This is a genomic window from Methylobacterium sp. B4, assembly GCF_003201865.1.
Taxonomy (GTDB): Bacteria; Pseudomonadota; Alphaproteobacteria; order Rhizobiales; family Beijerinckiaceae; genus Methylobacterium.
In genome coordinates, this window is record NZ_QJJJ01000005.1 from 168388 (window position 1) to 194885 (window position 26498).

The 26498-nt window shown below is 70.8% G+C and carries 32 protein-coding genes; 12 read left to right on the forward strand and 20 right to left on the reverse strand.

Going from position 1 to position 26498, the window contains the following annotated elements:
- Nucleotides 1–16: 16 nt before the first annotated feature.
- The 6 genes from BY998_RS24290 to BY998_RS09595 form a co-directional block, all read right to left on the reverse strand.
- Nucleotides 17–178 (reverse strand): hypothetical protein, encoded by a 162-nt coding sequence (locus tag BY998_RS24290; RefSeq protein ID WP_181425471.1) that lies wholly within the window; start codon nt 176–178, stop codon nt 17–19.
- Between the two features lie 440 nt (nt 179–618).
- Nucleotides 619–1851 (reverse strand): peptide ABC transporter permease, encoded by a 1233-nt coding sequence (locus BY998_RS09575; protein ID WP_110351395.1) that lies wholly within the window; start codon nt 1849–1851, stop codon nt 619–621.
- Between the two features lie 128 nt (nt 1852–1979).
- Nucleotides 1980–2510, reverse strand: a complete 531-nt coding sequence (locus BY998_RS09580; protein WP_110351396.1) for a DUF2937 family protein — start codon at nt 2508–2510, stop codon at nt 1980–1982.
- Between the two features lie 68 nt (nt 2511–2578).
- Nucleotides 2579–2839 carry a hypothetical protein gene (locus BY998_RS09585; protein WP_110351397.1) on the reverse strand — a complete coding sequence of 87 codons (261 nt, stop codon included), beginning with the start codon at nt 2837–2839 and terminating at the stop codon, nt 2579–2581.
- A 5-nt stretch (nt 2840–2844) separates the two neighbouring features.
- The gene (locus BY998_RS09590; protein ID WP_110351398.1) at nt 2845–3852 is read right to left on the reverse strand and encodes a WD40 repeat domain-containing protein; all 1008 of its coding nucleotides are present in this window, start codon (nt 3850–3852) and stop codon (nt 2845–2847) included.
- 16 nt (nt 3853–3868) lie between these two features.
- Complete coding sequence (locus tag BY998_RS09595) at nt 3869–4543, reverse strand: YoaK family protein (RefSeq protein ID WP_110351399.1); 675 nt, start codon at nt 4541–4543, stop codon at nt 3869–3871.
- Between the two features lie 180 nt (nt 4544–4723).
- On the opposite strand from BY998_RS09595, the gene BY998_RS09600 reads away from it, so the two are divergent.
- A complete protein-coding gene (locus BY998_RS09600) occupies nt 4724–5143 on the forward strand; it encodes a response regulator (RefSeq protein ID WP_110351400.1) in 420 nt (139 codons plus the stop codon).
- 35 nt (nt 5144–5178) lie between these two features.
- Nucleotides 5179–5538 carry a photosystem reaction center subunit H gene (locus tag BY998_RS09605; RefSeq protein ID WP_110351401.1) on the forward strand — a complete coding sequence of 120 codons (360 nt, stop codon included), beginning with the start codon at nt 5179–5181 and terminating at the stop codon, nt 5536–5538.
- Nucleotides 5539–5574: 36 nt separating this feature from the next.
- Here BY998_RS09605 and BY998_RS09610 read toward each other — a convergent pair whose 3' ends face one another.
- From BY998_RS09610 to BY998_RS09635, 6 genes are all read right to left on the reverse strand, one after another.
- A complete protein-coding gene (locus BY998_RS09610; RefSeq protein WP_146221762.1) occupies nt 5575–6435 on the reverse strand; it encodes a hypothetical protein in 861 nt (286 codons plus the stop codon).
- Between the two features lie 91 nt (nt 6436–6526).
- Nucleotides 6527–7207: a dethiobiotin synthase gene (gene bioD, locus BY998_RS09615; protein WP_110351403.1), complete on the reverse strand. Its 681-nt coding sequence runs from the start codon at nt 7205–7207 to the stop codon at nt 6527–6529.
- Between the two features lie 158 nt (nt 7208–7365).
- Nucleotides 7366–8139: a ferredoxin--NADP reductase gene (locus BY998_RS09620; RefSeq protein WP_110351404.1), complete on the reverse strand. Its 774-nt coding sequence runs from the start codon at nt 8137–8139 to the stop codon at nt 7366–7368.
- A 184-nt stretch (nt 8140–8323) separates the two neighbouring features.
- Nucleotides 8324–9256, reverse strand: coding sequence for a ring-cleaving dioxygenase (locus BY998_RS09625; RefSeq protein WP_110351405.1), 933 nt, complete (start codon nt 9254–9256; stop codon nt 8324–8326).
- Between the two features lie 117 nt (nt 9257–9373).
- The gene (gene yidD, locus BY998_RS09630) at nt 9374–9700 is read right to left on the reverse strand and encodes a membrane protein insertion efficiency factor YidD (RefSeq protein ID WP_110351406.1); all 327 of its coding nucleotides are present in this window, start codon (nt 9698–9700) and stop codon (nt 9374–9376) included.
- 6 nt (nt 9701–9706) lie between these two features.
- Entirely contained in the window at nt 9707–10183 is a 477-nt protein-coding gene (locus BY998_RS09635) for an iron-sulfur cluster assembly scaffold protein (protein WP_110351407.1), read from the reverse strand.
- A gap of 223 nt (nt 10184–10406) precedes the next feature.
- Here BY998_RS09635 and folE point away from each other — a divergent pair, with 223 nt between their 5' ends.
- The 3 genes from folE to BY998_RS09650 are packed head-to-tail and all read left to right on the forward strand — an operon-like array spanning nt 10407 to nt 12725.
- On the forward strand, nt 10407–11228 hold the full coding sequence (gene folE, locus BY998_RS09640; protein ID WP_110351408.1) for a GTP cyclohydrolase I FolE: 822 nt from the start codon (nt 10407–10409) through the stop codon (nt 11226–11228).
- 19 nt (nt 11229–11247) lie between these two features.
- Nucleotides 11248–11670, forward strand: coding sequence for a phosphoribosyl-AMP cyclohydrolase (gene hisI / locus BY998_RS09645; RefSeq protein ID WP_110351409.1), 423 nt, complete (start codon nt 11248–11250; stop codon nt 11668–11670).
- Nucleotides 11667–12725 (forward strand): patatin-like phospholipase family protein, encoded by a 1059-nt coding sequence (locus BY998_RS09650; RefSeq protein WP_110351410.1) that lies wholly within the window; start codon nt 11667–11669, stop codon nt 12723–12725. Before hisI ends, BY998_RS09650 begins: the two co-directional genes overlap by 4 nt.
- Nucleotides 12726–12752: 27 nt before the next feature.
- On the opposite strand, the gene BY998_RS09655 is transcribed toward BY998_RS09650, so the two are convergent.
- From BY998_RS09655 to BY998_RS09665, 3 genes are all read right to left on the reverse strand, one after another.
- A complete protein-coding gene (locus BY998_RS09655; RefSeq protein WP_110351411.1) occupies nt 12753–13184 on the reverse strand; it encodes a CBS domain-containing protein in 432 nt (143 codons plus the stop codon).
- A gap of 232 nt (nt 13185–13416) precedes the next feature.
- Nucleotides 13417–14301: a transporter gene (locus BY998_RS09660; RefSeq protein ID WP_110351412.1), complete on the reverse strand. Its 885-nt coding sequence runs from the start codon at nt 14299–14301 to the stop codon at nt 13417–13419.
- Nucleotides 14302–14460: 159 nt separating this feature from the next.
- On the reverse strand, nt 14461–15285 hold the full coding sequence (locus BY998_RS09665) for a rhomboid family intramembrane serine protease (protein WP_110351413.1): 825 nt from the start codon (nt 15283–15285) through the stop codon (nt 14461–14463).
- Between the two features lie 248 nt (nt 15286–15533).
- On the opposite strand from BY998_RS09665, the gene BY998_RS09670 reads away from it, so the two are divergent.
- The 6 genes from BY998_RS09670 to BY998_RS09695 all read left to right on the forward strand — a co-directional run bounded on the left by BY998_RS09670 (nt 15534) and on the right by BY998_RS09695 (nt 21406).
- Nucleotides 15534–16157, forward strand: a complete 624-nt coding sequence (locus BY998_RS09670; RefSeq protein WP_110351414.1) for a PAS domain-containing protein — start codon at nt 15534–15536, stop codon at nt 16155–16157.
- Between the two features lie 126 nt (nt 16158–16283).
- Complete coding sequence (locus BY998_RS09675) at nt 16284–16910, forward strand: PilZ domain-containing protein (RefSeq protein ID WP_110351415.1); 627 nt, start codon at nt 16284–16286, stop codon at nt 16908–16910.
- 480 nt (nt 16911–17390) lie between these two features.
- Nucleotides 17391–18032 carry a transglutaminase-like cysteine peptidase gene (locus tag BY998_RS09680; protein WP_110351416.1) on the forward strand — a complete coding sequence of 214 codons (642 nt, stop codon included), beginning with the start codon at nt 17391–17393 and terminating at the stop codon, nt 18030–18032.
- Nucleotides 18033–18237: 205 nt separating this feature from the next.
- Nucleotides 18238–18939: a transglutaminase-like cysteine peptidase gene (locus BY998_RS09685; protein WP_110351417.1), complete on the forward strand. Its 702-nt coding sequence runs from the start codon at nt 18238–18240 to the stop codon at nt 18937–18939.
- A 157-nt stretch (nt 18940–19096) separates the two neighbouring features.
- Nucleotides 19097–20206 carry an ATP-binding protein gene (locus tag BY998_RS09690; RefSeq protein ID WP_110351418.1) on the forward strand — a complete coding sequence of 370 codons (1110 nt, stop codon included), beginning with the start codon at nt 19097–19099 and terminating at the stop codon, nt 20204–20206.
- A 216-nt stretch (nt 20207–20422) separates the two neighbouring features.
- Nucleotides 20423–21406 carry a TIM44-like domain-containing protein gene (locus tag BY998_RS09695; protein ID WP_110351419.1) on the forward strand — a complete coding sequence of 328 codons (984 nt, stop codon included), beginning with the start codon at nt 20423–20425 and terminating at the stop codon, nt 21404–21406.
- Between the two features lie 124 nt (nt 21407–21530).
- Here the strand turns inward: BY998_RS09695 and BY998_RS09700 are convergent, their stop codons facing one another.
- The 5 genes from BY998_RS09700 to BY998_RS09720 form a co-directional block, all read right to left on the reverse strand.
- On the reverse strand, nt 21531–21737 hold the full coding sequence (locus BY998_RS09700; RefSeq protein WP_110351420.1) for a Trm112 family protein: 207 nt from the start codon (nt 21735–21737) through the stop codon (nt 21531–21533).
- Between the two features lie 58 nt (nt 21738–21795).
- Nucleotides 21796–22464: an LON peptidase substrate-binding domain-containing protein gene (locus BY998_RS09705; protein ID WP_110351421.1), complete on the reverse strand. Its 669-nt coding sequence runs from the start codon at nt 22462–22464 to the stop codon at nt 21796–21798.
- Between the two features lie 79 nt (nt 22465–22543).
- On the reverse strand, nt 22544–23455 hold the full coding sequence (locus BY998_RS09710) for a co-chaperone YbbN (RefSeq protein WP_110351422.1): 912 nt from the start codon (nt 23453–23455) through the stop codon (nt 22544–22546).
- Nucleotides 23456–23573: 118 nt separating this feature from the next.
- Nucleotides 23574–24113 (reverse strand): hypothetical protein, encoded by a 540-nt coding sequence (locus tag BY998_RS09715; protein WP_110351423.1) that lies wholly within the window; start codon nt 24111–24113, stop codon nt 23574–23576.
- A 71-nt stretch (nt 24114–24184) separates the two neighbouring features.
- Nucleotides 24185–25177 carry a glutathione S-transferase family protein gene (locus BY998_RS09720; RefSeq protein ID WP_110351424.1) on the reverse strand — a complete coding sequence of 331 codons (993 nt, stop codon included), beginning with the start codon at nt 25175–25177 and terminating at the stop codon, nt 24185–24187.
- Between the two features lie 179 nt (nt 25178–25356).
- On the opposite strand from BY998_RS09720, the gene BY998_RS09725 reads away from it, so the two are divergent.
- A complete protein-coding gene (locus BY998_RS09725; protein ID WP_110351425.1) occupies nt 25357–26475 on the forward strand; it encodes an NADH:flavin oxidoreductase/NADH oxidase in 1119 nt (372 codons plus the stop codon).
- Nucleotides 26476–26498: the final 23 nt, after the last annotated feature.

The following is a 26498-nucleotide window of genomic DNA, read 5'->3' on the forward strand; positions in this document are numbered from 1 at the left end:
CGCGATCTGCGCCGCTTCAGAGAAAGCCGAGCCAGCCGACGAAGGCAAAGATCGTCAGCAGGCCGAGACCAAGCAGAAGACCGGTTCGTACACCCCGCGCGATTTCGATGAAGGATGAGGGCGCCGCGTCCGGCGTCGTCCGCTCCCGCCGCCACTGATCGATCAAGTTCTCGCGCATGTCTGTTGCCCGCCCGCGCCAGGACTACAGATGTCGATAAGAGCCCGACTCATCCGCGTAGGATAGTGCCGACTGGACACAGTGGCCGATGAAGTGCCCCTCCATGGACCAGACCTGATTGGCCTCTTGGCTGCCTAGATCGCAGCGTGGCTCGTAAGGTTTGAAGACAATGCGCCAAGCCGAGACGGTGGTGGTTGATTTTGGATCGACTTCGGACGTCGTCCTTCCATCAACCATCTTAGAGCGGATCATTTCAGGCGCGCTCACTCTGGCGTCCGGAGCGGCGCTGGGCTGGACGGCCGATCTGACGTGGCGGATCTGTTGCTTCGTCGGCGGCTAGGACATCGGCCCGAGAACAGTCGCGACCCATCCACCTCCGTTGCGGACGGGGATTGCCGGCGCTCCGCGATGCTCGCTAACCCTGCCCCGACGAGCCGGCGTCACCCCCGCGAGGGGAGCCGCGGGATCAGCCCGACCTTGGGGCGGCTGGAGCGGAACTGGCCGCGCTCGATCGCCACGAAGGTGAGGATCGCCAGCGCCAGCGTGGTCAGCCACCACAGCGTGGTGAGCCCGACGCCGATGCCACCGATGGCGAAGGCCGTGGCGAAGGCGGCCATGGCGCAGGGCACCAGCACCGTGGCATCGCGGCCGGCGCGGTGGATCGCGCCGTAGAGGGCGAACGCCGCGGCGAAGGCGCCGACGATGCCGAGTTCGTACCAGAATTCGAACAGCATCGTGGTCGGCGCATTGATCGGCAGGATGCCGAAGATCTTTCCGCGCAGGGCCGTCTCCAGGCCGTGGCCGGTCACGAGGCGCACGGGCTCCAGGGTCACCACCTTCTGCCACGCCTTGAGCGCCAGCACGCCCGGCGCCACGGGGCCGAACAGGGCCGCGCCGATGGGGCGGGCGAGGAAAGGCAGCAGCGGCGCCACCACGAGCAGGCCGGCCGCCGCGAGCGCCGTGATTCGCACCCCGAGCGACAGGCGCCAGTAAGTCAGGGCAAAGGCCAGCGCGCCGACGGCGAGGGCCAACAGTGCGGTCAGGCCCGGCGCCAACAGCAGCGCGCCCGCGACGAGCAGCACCACCACGAGGGATTCGGTGTCGCGGCGGCGCGAGCGCAGCCACGCCACGGCGGGCCAAGCGAGCAGCGCCAGCAGCACGGCGCCGCGTTCGAGCGCGCTGTCGCCGTCCGGATTGTCCTTGAGCATCGCGTCGCCGACGAGGTTGATCAGGATCGCGACGATCGCTGCCGCGCCGACGCCGAGCGGCAGCAGGTAGAGGTTGGCCGAGCGCATCCGCTCCGGCAGGGCGTGGTAGGCGAGCAGGGTCATCGCGACGATGGCGAGGAGATTCGCCAGCCGCTCGCTCGCCGGGCCGGGAAACGGCGTCCAGACCAGCGAGAGCGCCGACCAGAACACCACCAGCATGCCCGCCAGGAAGGCCGGCGCGATCAGGAGCCGCCGCACGGACGGCCAGACGGCGCGCTGACGCTGGTCGATGGCGCTGGCGGTGATCAGCAGGACGACGGCGATGGGGGCGAGCACCACGGTGGCGCGGCGGGAGACCTGGGCGGCCACCGGCAGCACCACGAACAGGCCGAAGAAGCCGATGCGCCGCAGCAGGGCCGCTGCGTCGAGCGCGGGATCGACGGTCGTGGAGGGGGGACGCGGCATGGTCGAGGGGAAACCGGATCCGGTGCCTCGCCGGAGGGAGAAGCGGCCGCCTACACCTAGTGCAGGCGGCCGGACCCGGCTGTAGAGGCCGAGCAACACTTCCGCCGCGCGAAAGCGACGGATTCGTCTCAAACCGGCGTGGTTTCGGGGCGCGGGCGCCGGGTCCGGCGGGCCATGTGGCGGCCGAAATCGCTGGTGACGCGCCAGCCGCCCCAGGCGGCGAGGAAGCCGAGCAGCCCGGCCACCAGCCCGTCCGTGGTCGTCGGCACCGCCGGCTGGTAGTCGCGATAGGCCGCGCGGGCGATGCCCATGTCGGGGTCACGCACGATGACGGAAAGGCGCCCGAGCGGGCTCGAGGCGGTGTCGAGGGCCTGCTTCTGCGCCTCCAGCCGCTTCAGCCGCTCGATGTCGGCGCGAGCCGATTCCCCGCGCCGGGCGGCGAAGGCGTCCGGATTGGCGCGCAGGCGCTCCAGCGCCTCGTCCCGGCTGCGGCCGGTCGCCTGCGCGTCGGCGTCGAGGGAGGCGATGGCGCGGCGCAGCTCGTCCAGCGCCCCGCCGAGGCGCTGCGTGTATTGCTGAGCGAATTCCGGCCCCTGCGCGGCGATGACCGCGGCGAGAAGCCCGAAGGCGAGACCGAGCGTGCGGATGACGCGGAACACGAACGACGATCTCCCTGGGCGACCGACAGGGTTGTAGGGCGGCGGGCGCCTGCGGGGAGGGCCGGCGCTCAGCGTTCACCGAGCGCGGCAGCCACATCCGCCTCGCTCAGGGCATCGAGCGCCCCGGCGAGCTTCACCGCCCGCGTCTTCTCGCCGGGCGGGAACAGCAGGATCACGGTCTCGGTGCCGGGGCAGGCCGGATCGGCGCAGACGATTTCGCTCACCGTCATCGCCGTGTCCGGCCCGTAGCCGCCCGCTTCCCGCACCCACGCCTCCACCCGGCGCCGGGCGGCGGCGTCGGGCTTCGGCGCGCGTCCGAACAGGGCCATCGGCCTCAGGCCGGCAGGGCGAGCAATCCGGCCTGCCCGTCGGCGCAGCCGAAGGCGAGGCGGCTCCCGGTTCCGTCCCAGGCGAGCGCCGAGATCGCGCTGCCCTTCACCGCCGGGCGCACCAGCAGCTCGGAGGCGTCGGTGAAACGCACGAGCAGCACGCAGCCGTCCTCGTAGCCGATCGCCAGGACTGGCGCCTTGGGGTGGAAGGCGACCTGCGAGACCCGCGCCGGCCGCACGCCGCATTCCCGGGGTGCCTTGCCCGTCGGGCCTTCCTTCGAATCGAACGGCCAGACGATGGCGGCCTCGGCGCCGCTGGTGGCGAGCCACTTGCCGTCGCTCGACCAGGAGAGGGAGCGCACCTTGCCCGGATAGCCCGACATGCGCATGTGGCCGCGGTCGGGCTGGAGACGCCAGCCGTGGAGTGCGTTCTCCTGCATGGTCGAGACGACGAAGCGGCCGTCGGGCGACCATGTCACGTCGATATGCGAGCCCTTCCACTCGATGAAGTCGGGCGGCGTCTCGAGGTTCGGATACCAGAGGCTCACGCCGTTGTAGTGGGCCACCGCGAGCCGGTAGCCCTTGGGCGCGAACGCGAGCCCGCGGGGGGTGGAGGGGGCGGCGAAGGTCTTCTCGCGGCCCTTGGCGTCCCGGGCCACCACGGTGCGGCCCGAGGAGAAGGCGAGCGAGCCGTCTGGGTGGAGTGCCAGGGCATCGACCCAGCCGCTGCCCTTGGCCTGCGCCACCTCCTGCGCGGCTCCCTTCGCATCGGTCGCGACCACCCGGCCGTCATCGCCGGCGCTCACCAGCCGCGACCCGTCGCTCGCCGCCGAGAGGATGCCGCCCTCCGGATGGGCGGAAACCGTCTCGGTCGCGCCGTCGCGCAGGAGGAACACCCGGCCATCCGCCAGGGCCAGGGCCAGCGTGCCCTTCAGCCAGTGGGCGGCGGTGACGTGGGCACCGGCATCCAGGCCGGTGACGTGGTCGGTGAGGGAGGGAGCGGAGACGCTCATCCGGATCGGCCTTCCTTCAGATCTTGATCGAGGACACCGGCGCAGACCGGTGCAGCAGGGTGAACAGGCTGGCGGCCAGACATAGACCGCCGGCCACGCAGGCGGGAACCGCCAGGGCAGCGATCCCGAAATGCCCGTGGGCATAGGTGCCCGCAACCGCTCCCGCCAGGAGCGCGAGCCAGACCGAGGCGTCGCCGACCCAGCCGAAGCGGGGGCCGCGCCCGGCCAGCGCCAGCGCCGCCTTCTGCCCGAAGGCGAACAGGGCGCCCGTGATGAAGGTGGTGCCGGCGCGAAAGCCCTGGACGTGGGCCAGCACCGCGTTCTGCGTCCCCATGGCGAGCGCCAGGAACAGCGAGGCCACGCCGACATGGGCGTGCTCGACCGCCATGGCGAGGGCGGCGGTGAGCGCGACGGCCTCGAAACCCAGAACCGCGGGCGTGATCCAACGCGGCGGGCACAGGGCCGAGATGGCCCCGCCCGAGACCGCACCGACCAGGAAGACGCCGATCAGCAGCGCCGGCAATACGGCGCCCAGCGGGTCTCCATGGCCGAGCGAGACGGCGAGCTGGGTCGTGTTCCCGCTCATCAGCGAGGTGTAGAGGCCGCCGAGCCGGATGAAACCGACCGCGTCCACGAAGCCGGCGAGCGCGGTCAGCACCACGCCGAAGCCGATCTGCCAGGGACGCGTCACGGCACGGCTCTCCACGGCAAGGCCTCAGCTCTTACCGGCCTGCCGTCAAGGTTAACCAACCGGTTACCAATTGCGCGCAAATCGAAGCAATCACGGTGAACGCGGCCCTTCATGGCCCCGTTGGTCCGGCGATCCGCAAGCTCGGCGGTTGTCCGAGCACGGGTGAGTTGGAGTTCTGCCATGATCCCCTTCGCTTGCGCCCCCGCCGTCCTTCCCCCGTTCCACTTCGCGCCGAACGCCGGCACCATCCTCGTGGTCGAGGACGAGGCCTTCGTCTGCGAACTGGCCGCCGAAGCGCTTCTCGATGAAGGTTACCGGGTGCTGACCGCCGCCGACGCCGAGGAGGCCGAGGCGATCCTGTCGAGCGAGCGGGTGGATCTGCTCTTCACCGATATCGATCTGGCCCGCAACACGAACGGCATCGCCCTGGCCCGCAGCGCCCGCCGCAGCCTGCCGCGCCTGCCCGTGGTCTATACGTCCGGCGGTCGCGACGGCCTCTCGCCCGCCGAGGCGGTGACCGAATCCGTGTTCGTGCCCAAGCCCTACCGCGCCGCGCAGCTCGTGGCCGTCACCAACGACCTGCTGCGCCACCGCGGCTGAGTTCCCCGCCCCTCCTCGGACCCAAGAGACGGACGATGCGTCGCCTGATCGCCTGCGCCCTCCTGATGCTCGCCGCGATGCCGGCGGCCCGCGCCGACTGCAATGTCGAAGATACCGGGTTGGAACCGGCCATCGCGGCCAAGAGCGAGTTGCAGGAGGCCAAGAACGCGCAGATCGTGCGGGATCTGCGCAATCTGCGCGACGCGGCCATCGTGCTCGATTCCTACGGCTTCCCGGACGAGTGCAAGCGCCTCGTGACCATCGTGAAGGGGCTGGTGGCCAACCCCGACAGCACGATCAAGCGCAGCAGCGACACCGACGAGGAGAAGGCCGAGGAGATTCAGGAATCCCGCGAGCCGAAGGCGCCGAAGGAGCGCCGCGGCTCCGGCCGATAGGCCTCCTGCGACCCACGTTCGCCCAGGGCCGCAGCTTCAACGCCGGCAACGGACGTCGTAGCTCGACACCGCCGGATCGTCGGCATCCCCGACGGTCGCGAGCGAGAGGATCGCCGCCGGGCTCTCGTAGCCGTAGGAACAATAGCCGAACCCGGTCCCCGAACAGCCGTCGACCTCGACGACGCCCCGCTTCATCAATTCGGCCTCCCGCGATTGCGGGTGGTCCGGCGCCGGCCCCTTGACGGGATTCCAGCCGAGTTGTCGCAACGCCTCACGCGCCCGGGTGATCGGCTGGCTGTAGACGTTCGGAACGAGGCTCTTGCCGTCGCAGAACGTCTCCAGGGGTGCGAGCGGCACGACGCCCAGGCCGTCGGCACCGTCCAGCCGGAGATCGGCCAGCGGCAGCGGGAGCAGTCCGCCGTCCCACAGGCGCAGGCCGTCCCGGCCGAAGGGCACCGCCCGGCCGATCGAGCGGGCCGGGGTTTTGGGAGCATAGACGATCGCCCGAAGCGTCTCGCCGTCGAAGATCCCGACATTGCCGGCAGCGATCTCGCAGGACCCGCTGGTGCCCTGCGTGAACCGTCCGGCGAAGCCGACCGCCTGGAACCGCCCGATCCGCGCCTCGCTGGTGACGGCCCATCCGGCGGCAGACACCTGCCGGCCGGCGGCGGATTGCGGAGTCTTGAGGAAGTGGGCGCAGAGTTCGCGCTCTCCCGGATCGGCGGGTGCCTTTGGCAGGCTCGAGAGGGGCGTTACGACGACGCCCTCGACCGACGACGCGACCCGGAGCGGCGCCGGCTCGCTTCGCGGCAGGGCCGGCGTCGAGGTCGTCAGCAGGCAGGCGAGCAGGATCGGGGTAACGGCGCGGCGGTTCATGGCGGGGGCGGTGCGATTCATCGAGCGGTGAGCCGGGCTTGAGCACAGGGCGGGCGCCACGGTGATCGCCGCGAACGCATCCCGCAAGCCGGAACACCCGATCGGGGCCGCCTCAGCCGATTGCCGGGAAGCCGTCCGGGAAATCGCCGCCGCGGTGCAGGGGCCGGACCGGCCCGTCGGCGTACCGCGCGATCTGCCCGGCCACCGTCTCGGGCGACGTCGGTGCGCCCTCGCTCGCGCTGACGACGATCCCCGCGAGCGGGACGCCGTGGGCGCGCAGGGTCTCGGCCGCCGTCAGGGCATGGCTGATCGCGCCGAGATAGCTGCCGGAGACCAGCAGCGCCGGAAGATTTTGGGCCTTCAGCCAGTCGAGCCCGGTCGCCGTCTCGGTGACCGGACTCATCAGGCCGCCGACGCCCTCGATCAGCACGGTCTCGTCGGCTCTCGCCTCGGCGAGGCGATCCCGGCACCAGCCGAGGAGATCGGCGAGCGCGAGGCTGCGGCCTTCGCGCGAAGCGGCGAGGTCGGGGGCGAGCGGGGCGGCAAAACGCCAGGGCGAGCAGGCCGCGACGGTGTTAGGGGTGATCGCAAGTCCCTGCGCGGCGAGCAGCCGACCGGTGTCGCTCTGCGCAAAATCGGGATGGTCGAGCGGAGGAACGCCGCTCGCGAGCGGCTTCAGGGCGCGCACGCGGCGGCCCTCGGTGCGAAAGCGGCGGACGAGGGCGGCGGTGACGTAGGTCTTGCCGATCTCGGTGCCGGCGCCGACGACGAACAGGGTGGACGTACGGGTCATGGCGGATGGCGGCGGCGCTTCGTCCGGCAGCGGGGCGGTTCCCTGGATTGCTTCGCTTCGCTCGCAATGACGAAGTGGAAGGGTCCCACCGTCGTCGCGCGCTGGCGAAGCGATCCGGCGGCGCGGCGCCGCCGGCCTTCACGGCAACCGTGAAGGCCTCACTTTTCGACGAAGGCCTTCTCGATCACGTAGTGGGCCGCCTCGCCGTGGTTGCCCTCCTCGTAGCCCAGCCCGGTCAGCATCTCGCGGGTGTCCTTGATCATCTCCGGCGAGCCGCAGAGCATGAAGCGGTCGTTCTCGATCGACATGTTCGGCAGGCCGATATCCTCGAACAGCTTGCCCGAGGTCATCAGGTCGGTGATCCGGCCGCGGTTGCGGAACGGCTCGCGGGTGACCGTCGGGTAGTAGATGAGCTGGCGCGCGATCATCTCGCCCAGGAACTCGTGCTTGGGCAGGGTCTCGGTGATGGTCTCGCCGTAGGCCAGTTCCTGCACCTGACGGCAGCCGTGGACGAGCACGACCTTCTCGAAGCGGTCGTAGGTCTCCGGGTCCTTGATGATCGACAGGAAGGGGGCGAGCCCCGTGCCGGTGCCGAGCAGGTAGAGGTGACGGCCCGGCAGGAGGTTGTCGAGCACCAGCGTGCCGGTCGGCTTCTTGCCGATCATGATCGGGTCGCCGACCTTGAGGTGCTGGAGCTTGCTCGTGAGCGGACCGTTCGGCACCTTGATGGAGAAGAACTCCAGCTCCTCCTCGTAATTGGCCGAGACCACCGAGTAGGCGCGCAGCAGCGGCCGGCCCTCGACCTCGATGCCGATCATCGTGAACTCGCCGTTGCGGAAGCGGAACGAGGGATCGCGCGTCGTGCGGAAGGAGAAGAGCGTGTCGGTCCAGTGGTGGACGGAGAGGACGCGCTCCTCGTTGTACTTGCTCATCGGCCGCAGGTTTCCCGATTCTCAAAGCGTCGAACGCGGGCTCTTCTCGCAATCGCAGCATCCGCGTCAAGACGCTGTGCGGCCACAGCCCGCGAAATGCGACTTGAGCTAGAACTGTTCTTGATTGCCGCGCATGCCTGCCCCGGGCCGCACGCATCGGACGCGAAGGACTCGGGGGCCGTGGTCAGAGAGGCTTCAGGCCCGCCTCGATCTCGGCCCGGCGCGGTTCGAGGAAGGGCGGCAGGGCGAGGCGCTCGCCCAACGTCTCCATCGGCTCGTCGGTCGCGAAGCCCGGTCCGTCGGTGGCGATCTCGAACAGGATGCCGTTGGGCTCGCGGAAGTAGAGGCTGCGGAAGTAGTAGCGATCGACCGGTCCGCTGGAGGGCACCCGCCGCTGCTTGAGCCGGTCGGCCCAGGCCTCGTAATCGGCGTCCGGGATGCGGAAGGCGACGTGGTGGACGCCGCCCGCGCCCTGCCGGGCCGGCGCACCGGCAGCCTGGAGCAATTGCACCTCCGCCGCCGGGCCGCCCGCGCCGGTCTCGAACACGCTCACCTCGCCCTCGGGCAATTCGAAGGTCCGGGCGCGGCGAAAGCCGAGAACCTCGGTCAGAACCGCCTCGGTGCGCTCAGGCCTCGCGACGGTGAGCCGGATCGGCCCGAGGCCGCGGATCTGGTGCTCGGCCGGCACGGGGCTCGCCGCAAAGGGGTGGGCCTCGCCCGCGCCGCCATCATCGACGAGGCTGAGGCGCTGGCCCTCCCCATCCTCGAAGTCGAGGGTCAGGCGCCCGTCCCGCTCGATCGCCGGATGATGCGTCACGCCGTGGCGGGCGAGGTGCTCGCGCCACCAGTCGAAGGCCGCCGGCCCCGCGACCCGGAAGGCCGTGCGGCTGATGCTGTCGGTGCCGCGGCGCTCGGCCGGCGCCGGCCAGTCGAAGAAGGTCAGGTCGGTGCCCGGCGAGGCGCGCCCGTCGGCGTAGAACAGGTGGTAGGCCGAGACATCGTCCTGGTTGACGGTCTTCTTGACGAGCCGGAGCCCGAGCACGCGGGTGTAGAAGGCAAGGTTGTCGGCTGCCCGCGCCGTGATGGTGGTGACGTGGTGGAGTCCGGTGAGCTGCATCGCTGGCCTCGCGCGGGAAGCGGGTTCGGGCTCCAGATAGGGACTCTGGCGGGAAGCCCAAGGGAATGGGAAGCCCAAGGGAGACCGAGCGAGCCCGAGAGACCGAAGCCCGGCGCCTTACGGCCGGCCCGGCTCGTCCACCGCCTCGCAGGTCAGCGGGGGCGGCGCCTCGACGCCGCGCCAGCGGCCGTAGGACCAGGGGCGGTGCCACGCGGCGTCCGCGGGCAGGCCTTCGGGCACGAGGTCGATGCCGTGGGTGCCGAAGGGGCCGCAGCGGCAGATGCGGGCAAACCCCATCCAGCCGCCGGCCCAGAGGCCGTGGCGCTGGATCGCCTCGTCGGTATAGCTCGAGCAGCTCGGCCAGTGCCGGCACTGGCGCCCGACCAGCCCCGAGAGCGTGAGCTGGTAGGCGCGGATCGCCCCGTGCGCCACCTGCCGGATCACGGCGGCTCAGGCCGCTTCGGGGGCGCCGGGCGTGTCCGACGAGGAGGACCGGCGGGCGGCGATCTGGTCGAGGGCGTCGACCACGGCATCGAAGGTCAGCAGGGTCGAGGCGTGGCGGGCGCGGAACTCGCGCACCGGCTCCAGCACGGCGAGGTCGGCCCACTTGCCCTCGGGTGCCGGACCGTTCTCCTTCAGCATCGCCCGCATCCGAGCACGAACCTCGCGCAGCTCGTCCGCCCGGGCGCCGACGACGTGGCGGGCCATCAGCGAGGAAGAGGCCTGACCGAGCGCGCAAGCCTTCACGTCGTGGGCGAAGTCGGCCACCGTGGTGCCGTCCGCGTCCAGGGCGAGATCGACCGTAACGGTCGAACCGCAGAGCTTGGAATGGGCGGTGGCGCTGGCCTCGGGTGCCTCCAGGCGTCCGAGGCGCGGAATGTCGGCGGCGAGTTCCAGGATACGGCGGTTGTAGATGTCGTCGATCATCGCGGACACGCCTCGGCGCTGCACGTTCGGGTGAGGCTCAAGCTTTCGTCGAGCCGGATGCGCATGCCACGCATTGCGCGGCGGCGCGATTGCGACGATATAGGCGCGATCATGCCGTTCCGCGAGAATGGCACCGTCGACCCCGGTCACGCCCTGGCCCAGGATTCGGATCGTTCGAGGGCGTCGGCACTTAAACCGTTTAAGACGCCGGGACGGATCGACGATGTACGCCAAGCCTGACAGCACGACCATGAAGGCGCGTGTGGCGAAGGCCGGAGATGCCATGGATGCCGCCCTCAAATCCCTGTCCTACGGCATGAGCGACGACGAGAGACGCATGAGCGCCGTCGACCTCGAAGGGATGCGCGGCGCCAACGATTCCGTCCGGCCCGGCGACGCGCCCGACATCGCTCCCGAGATCGCTCCCTTGCCCGAATCGGCGCAGCGGGTTCCGAACGAGGTCGCCCTCGGCCGTCCGAGCCGTCAGGAGGCGGAGGCCGCCGTGCGCACGCTGCTGCGCTGGGCCGGCGACGACCCGACCCGCGAGGGCCTGCTCGACACGCCCGCCCGGGTGGTGAAGGCCTACGAGCAGATCTTCGGCGGCTACCGCATGGACGCCGACGCGCTCTTGGAGCGCGTGTTCGAGGAGGTCGAGGGCTACTCGGACGCCGTGCTGGTGCGCGACATCCCGTTCTATTCGCATTGCGAGCACCACATGGTGCCGTTCATGGGGCTCGCCCACATTGCCTATTATCCGTCCAAGGGCGTGGTCGGCCTCTCCAAGCTCGCCCGCGTGGTCGATGCCTTCGCCCGCCGCCTGCAGACGCAGGAGACGATGACGGCCCAGATCGCCGACACCATCGAGAGCATCCTCCAGCCCCGCGGCTGCGCCGTGATGGTCGAGGCCGAGCACCTCTGCATGGCCATGCGCGGCGTGCAGAAGGCCGGCGTCTCCACGATCACCACGCAGTTCCGCGGCATCTACCGGGCCGATCCGAGCGAGCAGGTTCGCTTCCTGACGCTCGTTCGGAACCAGAAGGCCTGAGACGGCCGGATTCCCCGCGATGACCGAGCGGTTCGCTTCCCCCGGCTCCCGGGCCGCGGTCGAGGAGGGCGCCTCCCTGACGCCGCGCTTCGGCTCCGACGGGCTGATCGCCTGCATCGCCGTCGATGCGGGGGACGGACGCGTGCTGATGCTCGCCCACATGAACGCCGAGGCGCTGGCCCGCACCCTGGAGACCGGCGAGGCGTGGTACTGGTCGCGCTCGCGCGGCGAACTCTGGCACAAGGGCGCCACTTCCGGGCAGATCCAGCGCGTCGTCGAGATGCGGGTGGATTGCGATCAGGACGCGATCCTGATCCGCGTGACGGTCGGCGGTGACGGCGGCTGCTGTCATACCGGCCGCCGCTCCTGCTTCTACCGCGCGGTCGAGCGCGACCCCGCGAGCGGCGCGCCGATCCTCGTTCCCGCCGATCCGGACCGATGAGGTTCGAGGCGCTGAACCCCGGTCCGCCCCGCTTTCCGGAAGGGGTGGTGGAGCCGGTGGTGCCGCGCCTGCCTGCTCCCCGCATCGGCCTGGCGCTCGGCGGCGGCTCGGCCCGGGGCTGGTCGCATCTCGGCGTGATCGAGGCGCTCGAAGAGGCCGGGATCTATCCCGACGTGGTGGCCGGCTGCTCCATCGGCGCGGTGGTGGGCGGGGCCTACGCGGCGGGCCGCATCGGGGCGCTCAAGGAGTTCGCCCTCTCGCTGACCCGGCGCCGGGTCGTCGGCATGCTCGATCCGCGCATCACCGGCTCCGGGCTGATCGCGGGCGAGCGCCTGCGCCGCCGCCTCTCCCGCGAACTCGAAGGCCTGCGCATCGAGGATCTGCGCCTTCCCTTCGCCAGCGTGGCCACCGAACTCGGCACCGGCCACGAGGTATGGCTCTCCCGCGGCCCCCTGGTCGAGGCGGTGCGGGCCTCCTACGCGATCCCCGGCATCTTCCCGCCGGTCGCCCTCGATGGACGACTGCTGATGGATGGCACGCTGGTGAACCCGGTGCCCGTGCGCCTCGCCCGGGAACTCGGCGCCGACCTCGTTCTGTGCGTGAACCTCGCCTGCGAGACGCGCCCGCCCGGCACGGTGATCCGGCCCGAGCTGGACGCGCCGCCCCTCGCCGAGCCGGAGGAGCCGGTGGAGCGGGCGATCGAACAGACGCTCGAGGCGACCATGCGGCGACGGGACCGCTGGGGGCTGCTGCGGGGGGCGGGCCGGCGCCTGATGGGCCGCCGACGGGCGGAGCCGACGCGCGAACCCTCGGGCCCGCCGACACCGGGCGTCGCCCGGGTCATGCTCGACGCCTTCAACATCACCCAGGACCGGATCTCCCGGGCCCGGCTCGCGGGCGATCCGCCGGACGTGTCGATCCGCCCCCGGCTCGCGGAGTTCGGGCAATTCGAATTCCACCGCGCCGCCGACGGGATCGAGCTCGGCCGTCAGGCGGTGCGCGCGGCGCTGCCGGAGATCCGGCGCATGATCGGGAGCGCGGCGGCCCGGAGTTGATCCGTCCGCCGCGCCGGCCGATCGGGCTCAGGCCATGGTGATGTAGTCGCGCATGGCCTGGTGCTCGGCCTCGACGGCCGCGATGCGGCGGGCGACCACGTCGCCGATCGAGACGACGCCGACGAGACGCCCCTCCTCGACCACCGGAAGGTGGCGGAAGCGGCCGTTCGTCATCGTCTCCATCACGTCCTCGATGGTGGTCCGCCGGGTGCAGGTGACGACCTTCTGGGTCATGTAGTGCGAGATCGGCCGGTCGAGGGCCGCCGCGCCCTCGGTCGCCAGCGCCCGCATCACGTCACGCTCGGACAGGACGCCGATCACGCGGCCCTCGGCATCGCCGACCACGAGCGCGCCGATCCGCTTCTCGGCGAGAAGATGGATGGCCTCGTCGATGGTGCGGTGCGGAGGCAGCGTGACCACCGAGCCGCCTTTCTCTGCAAGGATTCGCGCAACGGTCATAACTATAGTTCCCCTCCCTGAGGATCGCGCCGTCAGCCCACGGCGCCGATAAGCCTGCCGGCCGGGTTGGACCCCGGCTCTCTGCGGCGATTGTGTGGCGTCGTGGCCGTGCTGGCAAGCCGGCGAGGCCGGACCACCGGAAGCAGCCCTGCACAAAAATGCACACGGCCCGCCGAAGGAGAGGCCGGCGGGCCGCATGAAGTTCCCGAAGATGAGGCCGGAACGCTCCCGCTCAGCGGCCCTCGGCCTGGCGGCGGGTGATCAGGGTGCGGTTCGGCTGGGCCTCGCCCTTGTCCTGGCCGAACGGCACGACCACGCGCAGCCAGCCGCGGGTCTCCTTGCCGCCGTAGTTGCGCTCGGCCACGTCGCGGGTGACGTAGCCCTGCACGTTCATGAAGCCGAAGTTGTAGCCGACGAGACCGCCCACCGCGAGCTGGCCCTGCTGACGGTAGCCGACGACGTTGGTCTTGAGATCGACCGAGCCGAAGGCGACGGGGCCGACCTGCCACTTGCCGAACTTCTTCGTCAGCGTGAGGTCGAGGTTGAGGTAATCGGGATAGAGCACGCCGGTGGGCGAGCGCGTCTCAAGCATGTGGCCGTAGAGCAGGTTGGCCGTGATCGCCCAGTCGTTGGCGGCGTAGGTGATCGCGAAGCGGTGGCTCAGCGACGGCGACTGGGTCAGGAAGCGGGTATCCCAGGGGAGATAGCCGCCGAGGAGGTAGCTGACGCCGACGCCGTCGCCGAGATCCCAGGCGAGCTGGCCCGCGAGCAGGGGCTGGCCCCAGCCGCTGTTGTAGGGGGCGCCGCGCACGCTGGAGGCCGCGATCGGCGCGACGAAGATGAATTGCACCTGCCCGCCGAGCACGGTGAAGGGCGTCGCCCACAACAGGGTGGGAAGGTTGACGTTGCTCTCGGAGTCGAGCGGCGCGGTCTCGCGCACGCCGAAGCTCGAGAGGTTCACGGCGTAGAAGCCCTTGGGGAACGGCGCGCCGAACGGCACGCCGATGGTCTGGCCGGGCTGGGCAGCGGAGGCGGCATGGGCGGCTGTGCCGCCGAGGCCCCAGGCGCACGATACGGCAAGCCCAAGACGGGCGATGACGGCTGCTCGATGTTTCACCGGTTCCACTCTCCATCAGGAACGGAGCGGACAAACATTTGATTGTTTATCTTTAATCCGCTGTCGTTCCTAAAATCGACGGCCGGCGTCTCTCATTTAATTCGTTCCAATCGGCAAAAGCCCACAGTGTGATGTCCAGGGCACATCACCGCCCGCGCTTCAGGGGCGATTGCGGAGGCTGCCGCGCTCCATCAGCGGCAGCAGGAAGAAGCCGGCCGCGAAGCCGCCGAGATGCGCGTCCCAGGCGATCGGTCCCTCGCCGCCGCCGAGCGGCAGGGCGAGGACGCCGAAGAGAAGGTTGGTGACGAACCAGATCCCGAGAAACAGCACGGCCGTGCGGTTGCGCATCAGTTCGGGGATGGTCTGGAGCGGCGGTCGCGGCGGAAGCTGCCAGGGCGCGCCGGCCTCGAAGGGCGGCGGGGGCTGGAACACGAAGCGGGCCGCTGCCGCCATCAGCGCCGAAATCCCGGCCGAGGCCCCCACGAGCGGCATCAGGCTGTAGGGATCGATCAGAAGGTGGAGCACCGCCCCCGCGACGATGCCCGCGAGCGCCAGGATCGCGTAGCGCAGGGCGCCGTAGCGGCGCGCGACCGGGGCGCCGAAGGCGGCGAGCCAGACGACGTTGAAGATGAGGTGCATCCACGACCCGTGCAGCAGGGCGTAGCTCGCCCCCGTCCAGGGCATGGCGGACGGATCGGTCACGAGGTAGCGGGCGAATTCCTGGCGCGCGGAAGCGAGTTCCGGCCCGCCCGCTCCCTCCCCCGCCGCGCCGATGATCGCGGCCGCCGTCGAGGGATCGAAGGACGCGGTCCAGCGGGCCGGGATGAAGGCGAGGTTGAGGAGCACCGACAGGTCGATTCCATCCGGCAGCACGGTGCGGACGAGATGGATCGCCGCGAGCACGGCGATCGAGATCGTCACGATCCCCGGCAGGTTGAAGACGGGCACGCGGCCCTGGCGCGGCAGATCGGGGGAGGCATCCATGCCGCACCATGTCGGCCAAGCCTGCGCCGCCGCAAGGGCCGCAGAGCCCGGGACCGCACGGAATCGGCAAGCGCGCGGACGAGCCGCAACCTTTTGTTAAGGTTAAGGATGAGTTGCGCGAGCGCGCCCGGATCACTCGGCCTAGGGTGTGCGAGACATCACCGACCCCCGGCCGGGCACCCTCTCTTCGTCCCGGGCCGACCCAGATTGAAGCCCGTGTGAAACGGGCCGTACCGGTGCGGAACACCATGAAGCATCCCACGAGCCGTCAGCTACACGCCTACTGGGACCGGCTGCGAGGCGAGCGGGCCGCGCCGGAGCGCAGCGAGATCGAGCCCGGCGAGATCCGCAACCTGCTCGCCGACAGCTTCATCCTCGAAACCGATCCGGCCCGCCGGGTGAACATGGTGCGGCTTGCCGGCACGCGCCTGTGCGCCTTGTTCGGGAGGGAATTGCGAGGCCACGCCTTCATCGATCTGTGGGGCGACGCCCTGCCCCCGTCCCCCACCGATCCCTGGCGGCTCGTGGAGACGGTGGCCTGCGACACCGTCGGCATCGTGGCGGGCCTGACCGGCGTCACCGCGCGGGACGAATCCATCGACCTCGAATTGCTGCTGCTCCCCCTGCGCCACCGCGGCAAGACGCAGGCCCGAATCCTCGGCTCGCTCAGCCCGCATTGCATTCCGTCGTGGCTCGGCACGCGGCCGATCCTGCAGGTCGAGGCGGTCTCGCTGCGGGTGCTCGAAGTGGCCAGTGCCGAGCCCACGGCCGTGCGCAGCTTCGTGGAGGGCCTGCCCGAGCCGGCCAACGACCCCCGCCCCGTCCGGTTCGGGCATCTGCTCGTGCACGAGGGCGGCCGCGGCGGCGCCTGACGCGGGGCACACAACTCTAAGGGCGCAAAAAGGGAGAGCGGCACGGTTGCGTCGGGTCCGGGAAAGTCTTTCGTAACCCTGGAACGGCTAGGGATTCGGTCACGATATCCAGACTGCCGAGCCGCCATGACCGAGCTTTCCCACGCAGGGACGGCCTCCAGCCCGCAACCGGCCAGTGCCGCCGACCAGCGCCGGCACCAGCGGGTGCGCGCGACGCTGCTCGGCCGCTACATGCTGGCGGACCGACGCGAATATCCCTGCCAGACCGTGGACATGTCCCCCGGCGGCGTGCGCCTGACCTGCGCGGTGCTCGGCGCGGTCGGCGAGCGCGTGGTGCTCTATCTCGAACAGATCGGCCGGCTCGAGGGCGCGGTCGCGCGTCACACGCCGGGCGGCTTCGCGCTGCGCTTCACCGCGACGCCGCGCAAGCGCGACAAGATCGCCTCGCAGCTGATGTGGCTCGCCAACCGGGAAAGCCTCGGCCTGCCGGAGGGCCGCTTCCACGAGCGCCTCGTGCCCAACGATCCCGGCGTCACCCTTCGCCTGGAGAGCGGCCGGCTCATCCCCGCCCGGATCATCGACATCTCGATGTCGGGCGTGGCGCTTGCCACCCCATCGACGCCGCCCATCGGCACCCACGTCCTCGTAGGCTCCACCCCGGGCCGCGTGGTGCGCTACTTCGAGGGCGGTATCGGCGCTCAGTTCATGCTGCCGATCTCCCCAGACCGCTTCCACGAGGGCATCACGCTCTGAGCCGCGGCTCGGAGCGCTGCACCTTTCGTCTGAAGCCCCGGCCCGCAACGCCGCAACGGCAGGCCTCGGCCGACAAAGCGTCCCGATGCGGCCCGTTCGGACGCGACTCCCGGCCCGATGCGCGCCCGTCGTCAAAACACCGCCCCCCTGGACGCTGAATCCGGCCGACGGCCCGCCAGGCCGGGCTCCCGCGCACGCCGCCGGCTCCGGACATCCCGCCGATGGGCCGGGTCTTCGCCCCGCCCACGTCGCGAAAACGGCAGGCTGCCCCTGCGAGCACGCGAAGGCGCTCGCCCGGGCGACAGGGTTTCTCCTCTCCTAATGGAATCCCTCGCTTTTCCCGCATCGGCGTGAGGGGCGGTTCGCCCTCGCACGGGCGAGAACCGGAGGGGGCGCGAATCGATAAAATTGCGCGGATCGGCTTCAGCGCGGCGGAGGGGGTGCGGCGACATCCTGGCCTCGTTCGAAGGAAACGCCGCGATGCGCACCACCGATACGGGTCATCTCAAGACGGGGCTTCTCGCGGCCCTCGCCCTCTGCCTCGGCCTGTTCTGCGGCAGCGTTCAGGCTCAGACGCTGGCCGCCCTCCCCTCGGCGAGCGCCGGCCTCACCACCGGCGCGGAAGCCCGGCCGATCCTCGCCTGGACCGAGTTCTGCCAGTCCTACCCGGCCGAATGCACCTTCGACCGCAACGAGCCGGCCCGCATCACCCTCACCCCCGCCCTCTGGTCGACGATCGTCTCGGTCAACCGTCGGGTGAACCGCGCGATCGAACCCGTGACCGACCAGGACCATTGGGGCCGCCCCGACCGCTGGGATCTGGCCGAGGACGGCCGCGGCGATTGCGAGGACTACCAGTTGCTCAAGCGCCGCCTGCTCGCGGAGGCGGGGCTGCCGCGCCGGGCCATGCGGATGACCGTCGTCATCGACGAGAAGGGCGAGGGCCACGCCGTGCTCACCCTCATCACCGACCGCGGCGACTACATCCTCGACAACAAGACCAACGCCGTCTCGCCCTGGCACCAGACCGGCTACGTCTTCATCAAGCGCGAGGGGCAGGACGCCCTCGCCTGGGTCTCGCTGGGCGGGGCCACCTCCCCGGTCACCACGGCCAACCGCTGACGGCCGGCCGCAGCCCGCGGCCCGCCTTTTGCTGGACCACGGAGGGTCGGGCCCGGTGTGGCCCGTTTGCCAGCCTGCTCGGGGTTGTCTCGCCATGATACGGGAAAGCGATCGCAGGGCTTCACCCTTCTTTCACTTTCTCATTGAGCCGGGCGCCGGCCCGTGCAAGCTTTGCCGAGAAACTGGGGCGGCAGGACGGGCGGCCATGCGGTACGCGGTGTTTCGGAGCGTCGGCGACGGATCGGCGTTTCCCCGCGGACACGTCACCCGGCGCCTTCGCCGGGCCGCCCACCTCTCCCTCGTCGGCGCCACGCTTCTGATCGGCGGCGCCGCGGCTCCGGTCCAGCCGAGCCAAGCCCGCAGCGCCGGGCTGCCCGAGGCCGGCACCGCCGCCGATCCCGGCGCGCCCGCCCGGCCCGTGGCGGCCTGGAACGACTTCTGCCTGCGCTATCCGAGCGAATGCGCCGTCGATCCGGGCGAGCCCGCCCTCGTCGCCCTGACGCCCGCGATGTGGCACACGCTGACCACGGTCAACCGCCGGGTCAACGCGCGCATCAAGCCGATCACCGACATGGCCCATTGGGGCGTGGTCGACCGCTGGGACTTCCCCGATGACGGGTTCGGCGATTGCGAGGACATCCAGCTCCTCAAGCGGCGCATGCTGATCGAGCGGCGCCTGCCCCGCCGGGCCCTGCGCATGACGGTGGTGATCGACGAGATCGGCGAGGGCCACGCCGTGCTGATGGTGCGCACCGATCGCGGCGACCTGATCCTCGACAACAAGACCAACGCGGTGCTGCCCTGGCAGCGCACCGGCTACAGCTTCGTGAAGCGAGAGGGGCAGGACGGCCGGGCCTGGGTCAGCCTCAACAACGGCGCCTCGCCGGTGACCACGGCCAACCGCTGATCCGCGGACGCGCGATGCCGGGTGCCCCGATCCAAGCGGGGCTTGGCGCGTTGACGGTCATGCTTTTAGCGCATCCCGAAGACAGCCTGTATCGCTCGCGCATCCACCGGGCTCGCAGGAGTCCGGCCGGTTCACGGCTGCGGGAGGGCCCTGCCCGATGACGCCACGCGACGCGAACGCTCCGCCCGAACAGCGGGAGGAGACCGATGGCGGCTTCCTCGCCGCCCTGCCCCTGCCCGCTTTGCTGCTGGATCGCACGGAGACCGGGGCCGTCATCGCGGCGGCCAATGCCGGCTTGTGCGCGCTGACCGGTCGCGACGAGGGAGATCTGGTCGGGCGGGGCCTCGAGGCGCTCGAATGCCGCCAGGGCGACCATGCCGGCTGGGCCGCCCTGCGGGAAGCGCTGGCGCGCGGAGAGCCCGCGAGCGCCGAACTCCTGTTCTCCCGCGGCAGCGGCTCGTTCTGGGGCGAGATCCACCTCGTGCCGCGGCCCGGCGACGCCGCGCGCTTCCTCGGCCAGATCGTGGACGTGACCCGGCGGCGCGACGCCGAGGACGCGCTGGCCCTGTCGCGGCAGCGCGAGGCGCTCGGGCTGCTCACCAACAGCGTGGCGCACGAGTTCAACAACTTCCTGCAGATCCTGATCGGCTACATCGACGGGCTGAAGCGGCGCCTCGGCGACCGGCCCGAACCCTTCATCCAGCGGGCGATCATCCGCTCCACGGAAGCCTCCGAGCGGGCCGCCGTGCTCACGCGCCAGCTCCTCGCCCATTCCAGGCGGATCGCGCCGGACGTGCGCCCGGTCGATCTCGCCGCCGCGGTCCGCGCGGGCCTCGACCGCCTGCGTCCCAACCTGCCGGCCGGCATCCGGCTCGACCTCTCGATACCCGATGGCCTTCCCCCGGCCCTGTGCAACCCGATCCAGCTCGAACTGGCGCTCGGCCACATCCTCGCCAATGCCTGCGAGGCCATGTCCGGCCAGGGCCGCATCCACGTCACCCTGTTCGCCGTCGAGCCCGGCGACCGCTCGCTCCAGCGCCCGGAGGCCGGGGCGGTCGGGCTTTCGGTCTCGGATACGGGGCACGGCCTGTCGCCGGAGATGCTGTCGCGGGCGCTCGCCCCCTTCGCCACGACCCGCGAGTCCGGCCGAGGCGCCGGCCTCGCCATCGTGCACGGCCTGATGAAGCGGCAGAACGGCACGATCTCCATCGAGAGCCGGCCGGGCGAGGGCGCGACCGTGCGGCTCGTCTTCCCGGCCGCGCGCTGAGGGCAGCGCGCACGGCTGATACGAAAAGCGCGGCCGCCACCTTAAATAATCCGACGCGGACACAACATCTTAGCTCAAGGTCTCGGCACCGCCGGCCGGCGCCACGAAAAAATCTTGCGAAACCCGGCTCCGGGCCGGGACTAAAATCTCGTTTCACCCGTCACCATCTAAAGAGAGCATTCTCGCTCTCCTCACGCTGACCCGAGGTTCTCTCTGATGGCTTCCCCTCCCGTGCGTCGCAAACGCGTCGTGACCCTCCTCGCGCTCGCGGCCTCGCTCGCCGTGGCGGCGCCCGTCGTCGAGGCGCGCCCGGGCGGCGGCGGCGGGATGGGCTCGCGCGGCTCGAAGACCTACAGCGCGCCCCCCTCCACCGCGACCTCCCCGGGCGCCATGGGGCCGATCCAGCGCTCGCAGACGAGCCCGAGCCCCGGCCTCAACAATCCCGGCATGGCCGCGCAGAACCGGGGCGGCTCGCGCTTCGGCGGCGGCTTCCTCGGCGGTATGCTCGGCGCGGGCCTGCTCGGCGCTCTGCTGGGCGCAGGCTTTTCCGGCGGACTCGGCGGCATCGGCTCGTTCATCGGCCTGATCTTCCAGATCGGCCTGATCGCACTTCTCGTGATGCTGGCGGTGCGCTTCTTCCGCCGCCGTCAGGAGGGCAACCAGCCCGCCATGGCCGCCAACGCGCCGCATGCCCGTTCCGGCCTCCCGCCGCAGGGCGGCCAGAACGGCGGCGTCAATCCCGGAATGAATGCCGGCATGAACCCGGTGGGCGGCGGCTATAGCGGCGGCGCCCGTCCGGAGCCGGTCCAGGTCCAGCCGGACGACTTCCAGGCCTTCGAGCGCTCGCTCAACGAGGTCCAGGGCGCCTTCGGCCGCGAGGATGTCGCAAGCCTGCGTCGTCTCGCGACGCCGGAGATGGTCGGCTATTTCGAGGAAGAGCTGCGCGCCAACGCCGCCCGCGGCGTGGTCAACCGCATCTCCGACGTGAAGCTCCTCCAGGGCGACCTGTCGGAAGCGTGGCGCGAGGGCCCGGTCGAGTTCGCCACCGTCGCCATGCGCTTCCAGCTGCGCGACGAGGTCTTCGAGCGCGCCACGAACCGCCACGTCGAGAACGGACCGCAGGAGGCCAAGGAATTCTGGACCTTCGTGCGCGAGCCCGGCGGACCCTGGCTGCTCTCGGCGATCCAGCAGGGCCGCTGAGCCATCGGCCAACATGAAAAAAGGGCGTCCGGCGGGAGCCGGGCGCCCTTTTCGTTTCAGCATCACGCGACCGCGATCCGTCCCCCTCTCCGCGCTTTCGGGGAAAGACGGAGGCCGGAAACCATCACTCCGTCAGCGAGCGGGCTTCTTCCGGCAGCATGATCGGGATGCCGTCGCGGATCGGGTAGGCGAGCTTGGCGGAGCGGCTGATCAGCTCCTCGCGCGCCGCGTCGTATTCCAGCGGCTCCTTGGTCAGCGGGCAGACCAGCAGTTCCAGCAGGCGGGGATCGACTCGGGTCGCTTCGACGGGCGGGGTGGGTGTGTCGGCCATGGCGTCTCGGTTCCGGTGAGCGGGCCCCCATAGCGCGGATGGCCGGGGGCCGGAAACGTTATTGCAGCGTCGGCTCGGAGCCGCTGGCCCGCACCAGCTCCATCTCGGTTACCGCGATCAGCACCTCGGCCCGCGTCTTGAGATCGGGAGCTTCCAGCATCGCCTGCTTCTCGCGCACGCCGAAGGGGCTCATCATGCACAGCGCGTTGACGAGCGCCTCGTTCGGCGCCTCCTCGATACCCGACCAATCGACCTGCAACTCGTTGGCGTCGACGAAGCTGCGCAAGGTGCGCAGCACGCTCTCGCGGTCGACCTCCGCCTCCCCGGCCCGCGCCTCGAAATCCTGGGCGAAGGCGTCGTAGGAGACTTGGCAGCGCCGGTATTTCGTCGTGACGGCGAGTTCGCTCTCGACCCGGAAACGGCTGACGCCGGTCAGCGAGATCAGGTAGCGCCCGTCCCCGGTCTCGGCGAACTGGCTGATCCGCCCGGCGCACCCGACCCGGTAGAGCCGGGGGGCCAGCGGAGAGCCGCCGCCCTCCGCGTCGGGTTGGATCATGCCGATGAGGCGCTCCGAGCGCAGGGCGTCGTCCACCATGGCGAGGTAGCGCGGCTCGAAGATGTTGAGCGGCATCTGCCCCCGCGGCAGGAGCAAAGCCCCCGGCAGCGGGAAGACCGGGATGATGCCGGGGCAATCCGCCGGCGATTTGAAGCCCGACTGCGTGCTCATGCGCGGCGTCCCTGCTGGAGGACGGGGCGCTGCGGGCCCCTTCCGAGGTGTCGTACGAGAGGCCGAGCGCGCCCAGCGCTCATGAAAACAGAAGCGTCGAGAGCTGCCGGCGTCCGCGGATCGCGGCCGAGTCCATCAGGCCCCAGGCCTCGAAGAACTGGAGCAGCTGCTTGCGCGCCGCGTCCTCGTTCCAGTTCCGGTCGGCCCGGGCGATGGCCACGAGCTGGTCGACGGCTTCGTCCCGCTTGCCCGCGGCGTTGAGGCCGAGCGCGAGATCGAAGCGGGCCTGATAGTCGCTCGGGTCGGCCTCGATGCGCTTCTGCAGGCCGGCGAGGTCGCCCAGGCTCTCGGCCTGGTCGGCCAGTTCGAGCGCCGCGCGAACACCCGCCAGCAGCGGATCCTCCACCTTGTCCGGGGGCACCATGGCGAGGACCTGCCGGGCATTCTCGGTCTCGCCGAGTTCGAGCTGGGTCTTGGCCAGGCCAGCGATGGCCTTGAGATTCGCCGGCTCCTCGCGCAGCACCGCGGCGTAGAGCTCGGACGCCGCGGCGAGATCCCCGGCCGAGGCGACCGCGGCGGCCTCCTCCAGCACCTGATCGATCTCGGAGGGACCGGCGAGCCGGTCGACGAAGGCGCGCACCTCCGATTCCGGCACCGCGCCCATGAAGGCGTCGACCGGCCGGCCGCGATCGATCGCGATCACCGCGGGGATGGATTGCAGGCCGAGCTGCTGGCCGATCTGCTGCCAAACGCCCGGATGCTCGTCGATGTTGAGCTTGGCGAGCTTCACCCGCCCGCCCGCAGCCCGCACGACCTTCTCGAGGACCGGCGTGAGCTGCTTGCAGGGGCCGCACCAGGGTGCCCAGAAATCGACGATCACCGGCTGGTTCATCGACTCGGCGATGACGTCCTGCCGGAATCCCGCCGTCGTGGTGTCCGTGATGAGACCGTCGGCGGTGGGTGCGCCGGCGGCGGGGTTGGCTTCGAGCATGGAGCCCTCGGGAATCGTTTGAGACACGCGCGATCGCGTGCGTTGCACCGGGCCGTTACATGGGGCCTGACGCCGCCCCTGACCAGACGTTTTCGGGCGCCCCGGGGCCGTGGCCGGCTCAGGGCTTGGCCGCAGACCCGGCCGGGCCGCCCGCGCCCTCCTTCGCCCCTTCCTTCACCCCTTCCTTGGCACCCTCCTTGGCCGCCTTGTTGTCGGTCAAGAACACGCCCGCATAGATCTTGCCCTGAGAGGTCGCCTCGCAGGTGATCATGGTCTTGCCGGGCTCGGGCGCCGAGAACTTGCAGGAGCCGACCGCGGGGGCGGGGCTGCGGGCGATGCCCTCCTTGTTCTTCATGCCCGGCACCACGAGGCTGATGGGCTGGAGCTGTTCGGTCTCCTCGGTGCGCTCATGCTGCGCACCCGCCCCGCTGAAGCTCAGGGTCTGGCCGTCCCAGGCGGCGAAGTCGAAGGTCGTGCGCCCGCGCGAGACGGTGTTGACGAGCTCCTCCTTGCAGTTCTGCGTCACGTCGAGGCCGCCGATCACCAGCCGCTCGCACCGGCCGGTCATCTTCACGTCGGCCCCCTGCTGGGCGAGCGCCGGACCGGCTGCGAGCAGGCCGAGGAGGGCAAGGAGCGGGGTGTGCGAGCGGGTCGTCATGGCGTCGTCTTCCTCCTGAGCGGCCCGTGCCGCTTTTCCGTGAATGGTATTCCCCGGGGGCGATCCGGGTTTCAACCGCCGAAGCGCAGGGCGCGATCGTTGGGCGCGTCGAGATGAAGCTCGGGGCCCAGCGGCACGATCCCGGTCGGGTTGATGCCTGCGTGGCTGGCGTAATAGTGGCGCTTGATCTGCTCGAAGTTCACCGTCTCCGCGACGCCCGGCAGGGCGTAGAGATCGCGCAGGTAGTTCGAGAGGTTCGGATAATCGGCGATGCGCCGCCGATTGCACTTGAAGTGCCCGACATAGACCGCGTCGAAGCGCACCAGCGTCGTGAACAGGCGGATATCGGCTTCGGTCAGGGCGCCGCCGCAGAGGTAGCGCCGGCGATCGAGCCGGTCTTCCAGCGCGTCGAGTTCGGCGAACAGGACCGTGAACGCCTCCGCGTAGGCTTCCTGGCTCGTGGCGAAGCCGGCCTTGTAGACGCCGTTATTGACCCGGTCGTAGACCCGGGCGTTCACCGCGTCGATCTCCTCGCGCAGGGGTTCGGGATAGAGGTCGGGGCCGTCCGCGCCGAAACCGGCATCGAGCATCCGCACGATCTCGGCGGATTCGTTCGAGACGATGGTCTCGCGCTGTTTGTCCCACAGCACCGGTACCGTGACACGGCCCGAATAGTCGGGCTTGGCCCGCCGGTAGATCTCGTAGAGGCGCCGGGCGCCGAACAGCGGCTCTGCGGTCGAGCCCGGCACACCGCCCTCCTCCTCGGCCTGGAAGACCCAGCCCTCTTCGCGCATGTAGGGCGAGACCACGGAGACGCCGATCGCCGGCTCCAGGCCCTTGAGCCGGCGAACGATCAGGGTTCGGTGGGCCCAGGGGCAGGCGAGCGAGACGATGAGGTGGTAGCGCCCCGCCTCGCCCGCGAACCCGCCCTCGCCCGAGGGGCCGGGCGCGCCGTCCGGCGTCACCCAGTTGCGGAAGGCGGCGGCCGAGCGCTCGAAGCGTCCGCCGGACTTGGCGGTGTCGTAGCCCTTGTCCACCCACTCGCCCTCGACCAGCATTCCCATCTCGAACGATCCTCGCGCGGCCGATCCCGGCCATGCAGGTGGAGGAGTTCGGCCCGGAGAGAAGCCCGCCGGGGCCTGCGACCGGCGTCGCAGGCAGCCCTCGATGCGCCGGGCCGGAACTGGCCGCGGGCGGAAACGGATCCCAGATAGGCCGCCACCTGTCCCTACGGAGCCCGCCGATGTCCGCACGCCTGTTCGAGCCCCTGCGCCTGGACGACCTGGAACTCGAGAACCGCATCATCGTCGCGCCGATGTGCCAGTACTCGGCCCGGGCCGGCGAGGCGACCGACTGGCACCTGATGCATCTGGCGCAGATGGCTCAATCGGGCGCCGGCCTGCTGACCCTGGAGGCGACGGCGATCTCGCCGGAGGCACGGATCTCGCCCGGCGATCTCGGCCTCTACGACGACGCCACCGAGCGGGCGCTCGGCCGCGTCCTCGACGCGGTTCGCGGATACGCGCCGGTCCCGGTGGCGATCCAGATCAACCATGCCGGGCGCAAGGCCTCGAGCCGCGCCCCTTGGGAGGGCGGCGCGCAGATCGCGCCGGAGGCCGTCGACGGCTGGCGCACCGAGGCGCCCTCGGCGCTGGCCCACGGGCCGGACGAGGCGCCGCCCCACGCCCTCGATGCGGAGGGCTTGAAGCGGGTGCGCGACGGCTTCGTCGCGACCGCGCGGCGGGCGATGCGGCTCGGCATCGACGGCGTCGAGCTGCACGGCGCCCACGGCTACCTGCTGCACCAGTTCCTGTCGCCGCTGTCCAACCGCCGCGAGGACCACTACGGCGGCAGCCTGGAGAACCGGATGCGCTTCCCGCTCGAATGCTTCGAGGCGGTGCGCGAGGCCGTGCCCGCGGGCAAGCCGGTCTGGATGCGCGTCTCGGCCACCGACTGGGTCGAGCAGGGCTGGGATCTCGACCAGACCCTCGAACTCGCCCGCGCCCTCAAGAGTCGCGGCGCGGCGGCGATCCACGTCTCCACCGGCGGCCTCTCGACGGCGCAGAAGATCCCGCTCGGTCCGAGCTATCAGGTGCCCTTCGCCGAGCGGATCAAGGCGGAGACGGGCCTGACCACCATCGCGGTCGGCCTCATCACCGAACCGGCCCAGGCCGAGGGCATCCTGGCCGAGGGCCGGGCCGACGCGGTCTCGCTCGCCCGCGCCCTGCTCTACGATCCCCGCTGGCCCTGGCACGCGGCGGCCGAACTCGGCGCCCGGGTGCGCGCGCCCAAGCAGTACTGGCGCAGCCAGCCGCGGGAGTACAAGGACCTGTTCAAGGACACCTCCCACGGGCAGCGATAGCGGCGCCTTCTCGCCTCCCGCCA